The sequence below is a fragment of the Kingella pumchi genome (genome assembly GCF_022288825.1).
Taxonomy (GTDB): domain Bacteria; phylum Pseudomonadota; class Gammaproteobacteria; order Burkholderiales; family Neisseriaceae; genus Kingella_D; species Kingella_D pumchi.
On the sequence record NZ_JAKOOW010000018.1, the window covers coordinates 42776 to 49817 of the forward strand.

Genomic DNA, 7042 nt, shown 5'->3' on the forward strand with positions numbered 1-7042 from the left:
GCATCATGCCCGCCCCGCCAAACCCCGTTTCAGGCTGCCTTGATGCCGTCTGAAACCCAAAAGGCAGCCTGAAACCCCACCACGTCCCACCCCAAAAGGCAATCCCATGAAAAAAAACCTCATCCTCCCCCTCCTGCTCGCCCTATCCCTCCCCGCCCCCGCCGACCCTATCGACGACTTCGCCCAAGCCGAGCGTGAGCGGCAAAAAATCCCCGGCATCGCCGTCGGCATCTACCGCAACGGCGAAATCGTCAAACAACAAGGCTACGGGCTGGCGAATGTCGAACACCAAATCCCCGTGTCCGCCGACACCGTGTTTCAGACGGCCTCCATCGGCAAAATGTTCGCCGCCGCCGCCGTGATGCTGCTCGTGGAAGACGGCAAAATCCGCCTCGACCAATCCGTGCGCGCCTACCTGCCCGAAGCCCCCAAAAGCTGGCAGCCCATCACCATCCGCCACCTGCTCAACCACACCGGCGGCATCGGCAACACCGAAACCGACTGGCAGCAAAACAGCAGCGAAAAACACATGCTGCGCCGCATCTACGCCGCCCCGCTGCAATTCAAACCCGGCAGCCGCTGGGCATACAGCAACAACGGCTACGCCCTACTCGGCGCCGTCATCACCCGCGTTTCCGGCAAACACTACGGCGAAATCCTGCAAGAGCGCGTGTTTGCCCCGCTGGGCATGACTTCCGCCCGCGTCATCAGCGAGCGCGACATCGTCCCCCACCGCGCCGCAGGCTACGAACTGGACGACGCCGACGGCAGCCTGAAAAACCAAGAATGGGTCGCCCCCTATCACAACCAAACCGCCGACGGCTCGCTCTACCTCTCGCTCAACGACTACCGCCGCTGGCTCGCCGCCGTAGAAGCCCGCCAAATCCTCAAGCCCGAAAGCTGGCGCGAAATCTTCACCCCCGCCCGCCTGAACAACGGCGATACCTACCCCTACGGCTTCGGCTGGTCGCTCGTGCCCGCCCCCGACGGCAGCCCCATGAGCGGCCACCCCGGCGCATGGCAGGGCTTCAGCACCGAGCTGCGCCGCTACGAAGGCGATAACACCGCCATCGTCGTCCTCACCAACCTTGCCGGCGTCGATACCGAAACCATCATCGAAGGCATCGCCGCGCGCACCAACCCGCGCTACCAAAAAAACCACGCCCCCATCGCCGACCAACACCCCGCCCTCACCCGCGACTTCGAGCGCGTCCTGCTGCTCGTCAAACAAGGCAAACCGCACCCCGCCGTGCCCAAAGGTCGTCTGAAAGACCTGCACGCCAAATTCGCCGACGCAGGCAAGTGCCAAGCTCTGCCCACCCGCCACCAAAACAACGGCGACATCCAAGAGCGAGACTACCGCGTAGTCTGCGAAAAACGCATATTTGAAGGCAACGCCGATTTTGTCAAAGGCAAAACCGTGCGGCTGTGGTTGGAAGAGACGGCGGACGACAAAGCGCAAGGGCAATAGGCAGCCTGAAAACTCTGCTTTTCTAAACGGCGTCATTCCCGCGCAGGTCGGGTATTCATGCCCGACGTTGTGTAAACGAAACTTATCGGGCATCAATACCCAACCTACGGCGAAGCGCAGCAGAGTGGCGAAGTTAAAGCGTAAAATCCGCCTTTCAGGCTGCCTTTTTGCCCTCGCAATAATGGCAATGCGGCAAATAGGCGCTGGAAAATGTTTGGATAAAGTGCGCTTCGGTTTGGTACGCGCGCGTCGGTTGCCAATAACCTTGCGCCTGCACCCAGTCGTATATCGGCACGCCCAGCGGATAGGCGGTCAGCACGCCGCTGAGCTTGTGTTCGGCAATCCATTGCTCCGCCGCTTCCTGCGTGGCAAAGCAGCCTGAAACCGCGTTTGCGCCGTCGCCTTGGAACAGCCAAACCATTGCCGTTTCGTTCATTTTGATTCCTTCATTTGAATGCCTTAAAGGCAGCCTGAAAACAGGAAAACGCCGTTTTCAGGCTGCCATAATCTCTCCACCCCTTCATCCGGAGTGCCAGCATGCAACCCACCATTCTCCCCGCCCAAATCCCCGCCGCCATTGCCGCATCGCTGCGCCAACTCGGCGCAGTCATCGACCCATCCGCCACCGCGCCGTTGTACGCCCCGCTGCAAGCGCACGAGCCATACGCCGCCGCAGCCGTTACCCGCGACCAGTCTTTCGGCAGCCACCCGCTGCAACGCTTGGACGTTTTTACCCCTGCAACACCCGCCCCCGCGCCGCGCCCCATCCTGCTGTTTGTGCACGGCGGCGGCTTTATCCGTGGCGACAAGCGCAGCGCAGACAGCCCGTTTTACGACAACATCATGCTGTGGGCGGCAGGCAGCGGGCTGCTCGGCATCAACATCAATTATCGTCTCGCCCCCGAATATCCGTGGCCTGCCGCGCAACAAGACATCGCCGCCGCCCTGCTGTGGGTGCGGCATTACGCTGCCGAATATGGCGGTGACCCGCAGCGCATCATCCTGTGCGGGCACTCCGCAGGCGCGGCGCACATCGCCCAATATCTCGCCCACCCCACGCTGCGGTTGGGCAACGACGGCGTGCGCGGCGCGATACTGGTTTCGGGCATCTACGACACCGTTGCATTTGGCGACAACCCCGCCCGCCGCGCCTACTTCGGAAGCGACAGCGCCCAAATCGCCGCCCGCTCCGCGCAAACAGGGCTGTTGCAATGCGGCGTACCGCTGCTGATTGTCTGCGCCGAGTTGGATTCGCCCGAGTTCCACCAACAAGCCGCCGGTCTCGGCGTGCCGCACTATCTGCTGGCAGGGCACAGCCACATCTCGGAAATCTTTGCCGTCAACACGGACGACACCGCATTGGCAAACCTGATGCAAGCGTTTATCGCCGAACATGTTTGACAGCACAAGCCGTTTTCAGGCTGCCTGATCGGCGCGCCTGGGCGAAACAAATCACACGCACAAGCCCCAAAGGCAGCCTGAAAGGAACGCCCTATGCCATCCATCCATCTCTACCACCCGCTGAACACGCTCAAACCCTTCGGTCAAAACATCTGGATTACCGACGGCGGCGAAATCCGCATGGCGTTTCCGCTCGGCGTCAAAATCCCGTTCAGCACGCGCATGACTGTGGTGCGGCTCGCGGACGGCGGTTTGTGGCGCCACTCGCCCATCGCCCCCACGCCCGAGTTGTTCGCGCAAATCGACGCGTTGGGCGAAGTAAGGCATTTGGTCTCGCCCAACAAAATCCACTACGCCCACATTAGCGCATGGCAGGCGCGCTATCCGCAGGCGGTGGCGTGGGCAAGCAAGGGCGTGCGCGAACGGGCAGCGGCGCAGGGCATCGCCGTTGCGTTTGACGACGATTTGGGCGATACCGCACCAAGCGCATGGGCAAACGATTTGGCGCAGATGCCGTTTTCAGGCAGCCGCGTGATGACCGAAACCGTGTTTTTCCACCGCCCCAGCCGCACACTGATTCTCACCGACCTGATTGAAAACTTTGAAACCGCACATTTCCCCAGCCGCTTCTGGGCGGGCGTGATGAAGCTGACGGGCATCGCCGACCCCGACGGCAAAACCCCCGCCGACTGGCGCGCCACCTTCACCGACAAAGCCGCCGCCCGCGCCGGCCTCGCGCAGATGCTGGCATGGCAGCCTGAAAAAATCATTCTGGCGCACGGGCGGTGTTACGGGCGCGATGCCGTCGCCGAATTGGAGCGGGCGTTTCGCTGGTTGGGCTAGGGTGAAACACAAAGCAGCCTGAAAAGCATCGGATTGCTTTTCAGGCTGCTTTTTATTGCTGCGCTGCCGAAGCGCGGCTACGCGTCGGTGCGGCCGAATACGGTCTGCAGGTGCTGGCGGTAGTCGGCCAGATAGCGCTCGACTTGCGGGTTTTTCATTACGTCGTTGCAGATAAAGGTGGGCAGGCGGCGCAGGCCGAGAAATTCGTTGGCTTTGTGAAAATGCAGATAGACGCCGTCCACGCCGACGCCTTCGAAGAAATCACCGGGGCGGGTAAAGGCTTCGATGGGGGCGTTCCAGGTGAGCGAGAGCATGTGGCGTTTGCCGTGCAGCAGGCCGCCGGTGCCGTAGCCTTCGGTGGGAGTGGCGCGGTGGCGGCCGTCGTTGGCCACCAGAATGTTGGCGCCGGCGGTGAATACGAGATCGACGTATTCTTTCACTTTCCACGGCAGTCCCATCCACCAGCCGGGCATCTGCCAGATAACGGCGTCCATCCACAGGAATTTTTCCACTTCGGCCTTGGGGTCGTAGCCGTTTTCAACCGAAGTTTCGCGCACGCTGTGGCCGAGCGCCGTGAGTTCTTCGCGCGCCAGTTGGTGCAGGGTGCGGTTTAGGCGGCCTTGCGAGTGGCCGAATACTTGGGCGCCGTCGATGAGCAAAATATTCATGTTGTTTCTCCGTTGGTGGTTTTCGCTTCGCAACTCCGCTTCGCTACGCAGGCTGCTTTTTATGTTGCCAAAGTGCTTTCAGGCTGCCTGAAGCGGGGCAGCCTGAAACTCAAATCGAATAGTCCATGCCCTGCAGAAACTGCTGGGCACGCTGGCTTTCGGGGCGGTGGAAGAAGATGTCGGGCGTGGTTTCTTCAATGATGCAGCCGTTGTCCATAAAGACGATGCGGTCGGCGACTTTTTCGGCAAAGCCCATTTCGTGGGTAACGATGAGCATGCTCATGCCGTCGCGGGCGAGTTCGAGTACGACGTCGAGCACTTCGCGCACCATTTCGGGGTCGAGCGCGGCGGTGATTTCGTCAAGCAGGATGACTTCGGGGTTCATGCACAGGGCGCGGACGATGGCGATGCGCTGCTTCTGGCCGCCGGAGAGTTCGCGCGGGTAGGCGGTTTTGCGCTCGTACAGGCCGACGCGTTTGAGCAGTTTGTCGGCCTGCGCTTCGGCTTCGGCTCTGCTGCGTCCTTGGGCTTTAAGGGGGCCGAGCAGGATGTTGTCGATCACGTTCATGTGGGCGAAGAGTTCGTAACTTTGGAACACCATGCCGACTTTCTGCCGCGCGGCTTCCCAGGGCAGGTCTTTGCCGAATTCGCCGGCGCCGTCCATGACGATGCTGCCGCCCTGCTTTTCTTCGAGTCCGTTCACGCAGCGCAGCAGGGTAGATTTGCCGCTGCCGGAAGGGCCGAGGATGACGACGACTTCGCCTTTGTGCAGGTCGAGATTAAGGGATTCGAGTATGGTTTTGTCGCCGTAGCGTTTGGTGAGCTGGCGGATGCTGAGCAGGAGTTTGCCGTCGGTGTGCATATCGGGTTTCCGTTTCGGATGGCAGTTTGGGGCAGCCTGAAAGGGGCTGCGGGTGGTTTTCAGGCTGCCTGAATGTTGTTTTCAGCTTAGGGGCAGCCTGAAAAGTGTTTTGTGGAATTTCAGGCTGCCTTTGGCTGATTGGTGATAAAAGGCAGCCTGAAAGTCAGCTTTCCCATTTGCGCTCGAGTCGGGCGGACAAGAGCGAGAGTGGGTAGCAGATCAGAAAATACAGCACGAAAATCAGGCCGTAAATCCACAGCGGGGCGTCGGGGTGGGTGAGCAGCGAGTTTTCGATAATCTGCTGGCCGACTTTGACCAGCTCGACTACGCCGATCAGGGCGGCCAGCGAGCTGGTTTTGACCATGCGGGTAAACAGGTTGATGGCGCCGGGCAGCACGCGGCGCAGCCCCTGCGGCAGTTCGATGTAAAAGAATACCTGCCGCCGTTTCAGGCCGAGTGCCAGCGCGGATTCGATCTGGTGTTTTTCAATCGAACCGAGCGCGCCGCGCACCAAATCGCCCATTTCGGCGGTGCCCCACAGTACGAATACCCAGATGCACACCCACAGGCCGCTCAAATGCACGCCCGTCCAGGCCGACAGGCTGAAATGCAGCGCAAACAGCCATACCAGTATCGGCACAATGCGGATGGTTTCCAAATACAGGCGGCAGGCAGCCTGAAGGGCGCGGTTTCGCACCCGCATCAGCACGCCAAACAGCGTGCCCAGCAGGCAGGAAAGCGCTACCGAAACCAGCGAAATCTGCGCCGTCAGCCACAGCCCGTGACCCAAACGCGCCAGATTCTGCCCCTGCATCAGCCAGTCAAACACCATATTTCGCCCTCCGCACGCGGTTTTCGGCGTAACGCGCCGCCAGCGACACCGGCAGCAGGATAATCAGATAGCTGAGCAGCAGCAAGAGCAGCGCTTCATTGGTTTTGTAGTCCATGCCGATAATGTCTTTGGTGACGAACATCAGTTCCATCACCGAAACCGCACCGATTACCGATGTTTCTTTCATCAGAAACAGCACATTTGCACCCACCGCCGGCAGCGCCACCGCCCACGCCTGCGGCAGCACCACATGGCGGAATATCTGCAGCGGCGTCAGCCCAATGGCTTTGGCCGCTTCGCTCTGCCCTTTGGGCACCGCCAGCAGCCCGGCACGCAGCGCTTCGGCCATATAGCTGCCGCCGAGAAACACCAGGGCAATCACGCCACAGGTAAAGCCGTCTAATTTGATACCGAGCTTCGGTAGGCCGTAATACAGGAAAAACAATTGGATCAGCAGCGGCGTATTGCGCGACAGCTCGACATACGCGCGCGCCGCCCGATACAGCGGCCGCACACGGTAGGCCGTTACCACCGCCACACCCAAACCCAGCAGCAGCGACAAGGCCACGCCCCACACGGAAAGCTCCAGCGTAACCCATGCCGCATCGGCAAAACGCGGTACCGCCTGCCAAAAATAAGACCAGTTCATTCGGGAAACCCCGTCCCGCGCGCAGGCGCGAATAAAAAACTGCGGATTGTAGAATACTCGTTTGCAGGACAAAAGAGATTGTCGTTATAAAGCTTATGCTGTGGCGTAACTTTCTTATTTCGGCGGTTCTTCTTCGCTACTGCTTGAAGTTGTTGAGCTGAATATTTGCTTCAGAAGTCCGAACAATAGCAAAAGGCAGCCTGAAATCCGGGTTTCAGGCTGCCTTTATACGCTCCTTACGCTTCCCCAAGCAGAAACCCCCTGCCTATGATTTATTAGGCAGGGGGTATGAATAAGGGTTTGGCGGTGACCTACT

8 protein-coding genes are annotated in these 7042 nt (G+C 60.1%); 3 read left to right on the top strand and 5 right to left on the bottom strand.

Translation table 11 applies throughout. From position 1 onward, the window contains the following. The first annotated feature begins 106 nt into the window (after positions 1 to 106). Positions 107 to 1471: a serine hydrolase domain-containing protein gene (locus tag MB824_RS04515; protein ID WP_238746340.1), complete on the top strand. Its 1365-nt coding sequence runs from the start codon at positions 107 to 109 to the stop codon at positions 1469 to 1471. Between the two features lie 154 nt (positions 1472 to 1625). On the opposite strand, the gene MB824_RS04520 is transcribed toward MB824_RS04515, so the two are convergent. Beyond that, on the bottom strand, positions 1626 to 1907 hold the full coding sequence (locus MB824_RS04520; protein ID WP_238746342.1) for a DUF7710 domain-containing protein: 282 nt from the start codon (positions 1905 to 1907) through the stop codon (positions 1626 to 1628). 101 nt (positions 1908 to 2008) lie between these two features. On the opposite strand from MB824_RS04520, the gene MB824_RS04525 reads away from it, so the two are divergent. Together MB824_RS04525 and MB824_RS04530 are read left to right on the top strand one after the other, a co-directional pair. Continuing rightward, the gene (locus MB824_RS04525; protein WP_238746344.1) at positions 2009 to 2872 is read left to right on the top strand and encodes an alpha/beta hydrolase; all 864 of its coding nucleotides are present in this window, start codon (positions 2009 to 2011) and stop codon (positions 2870 to 2872) included. A gap of 93 nt (positions 2873 to 2965) precedes the next feature. Next, on the top strand, positions 2966 to 3715 hold the full coding sequence (locus MB824_RS04530) for a DUF4336 domain-containing protein (RefSeq protein ID WP_238746345.1): 750 nt from the start codon (positions 2966 to 2968) through the stop codon (positions 3713 to 3715). 77 nt (positions 3716 to 3792) lie between these two features. On the opposite strand, the gene MB824_RS04535 is transcribed toward MB824_RS04530, so the two are convergent. From MB824_RS04535 to MB824_RS04550, 4 genes are all read right to left on the bottom strand, one after another. Further along, positions 3793 to 4383, bottom strand: coding sequence for an NAD(P)H-dependent oxidoreductase (locus MB824_RS04535; protein ID WP_238746346.1), 591 nt, complete (start codon positions 4381 to 4383; stop codon positions 3793 to 3795). Between the two features lie 109 nt (positions 4384 to 4492). Beyond that, a complete protein-coding gene (locus tag MB824_RS04540; protein WP_238746347.1) occupies positions 4493 to 5245 on the bottom strand; it encodes an amino acid ABC transporter ATP-binding protein in 753 nt (250 codons plus the stop codon). 163 nt (positions 5246 to 5408) lie between these two features. Further along, positions 5409 to 6077: an amino acid ABC transporter permease gene (locus MB824_RS04545; RefSeq protein ID WP_238746348.1), complete on the bottom strand. Its 669-nt coding sequence runs from the start codon at positions 6075 to 6077 to the stop codon at positions 5409 to 5411. After that, a complete protein-coding gene (locus tag MB824_RS04550; protein WP_238746349.1) occupies positions 6067 to 6726 on the bottom strand; it encodes an amino acid ABC transporter permease in 660 nt (219 codons plus the stop codon). The genes MB824_RS04545 and MB824_RS04550 overlap by 11 nt, the downstream gene beginning before the upstream one ends. Between the last annotated feature and the right edge of the window lie 316 nt (positions 6727 to 7042).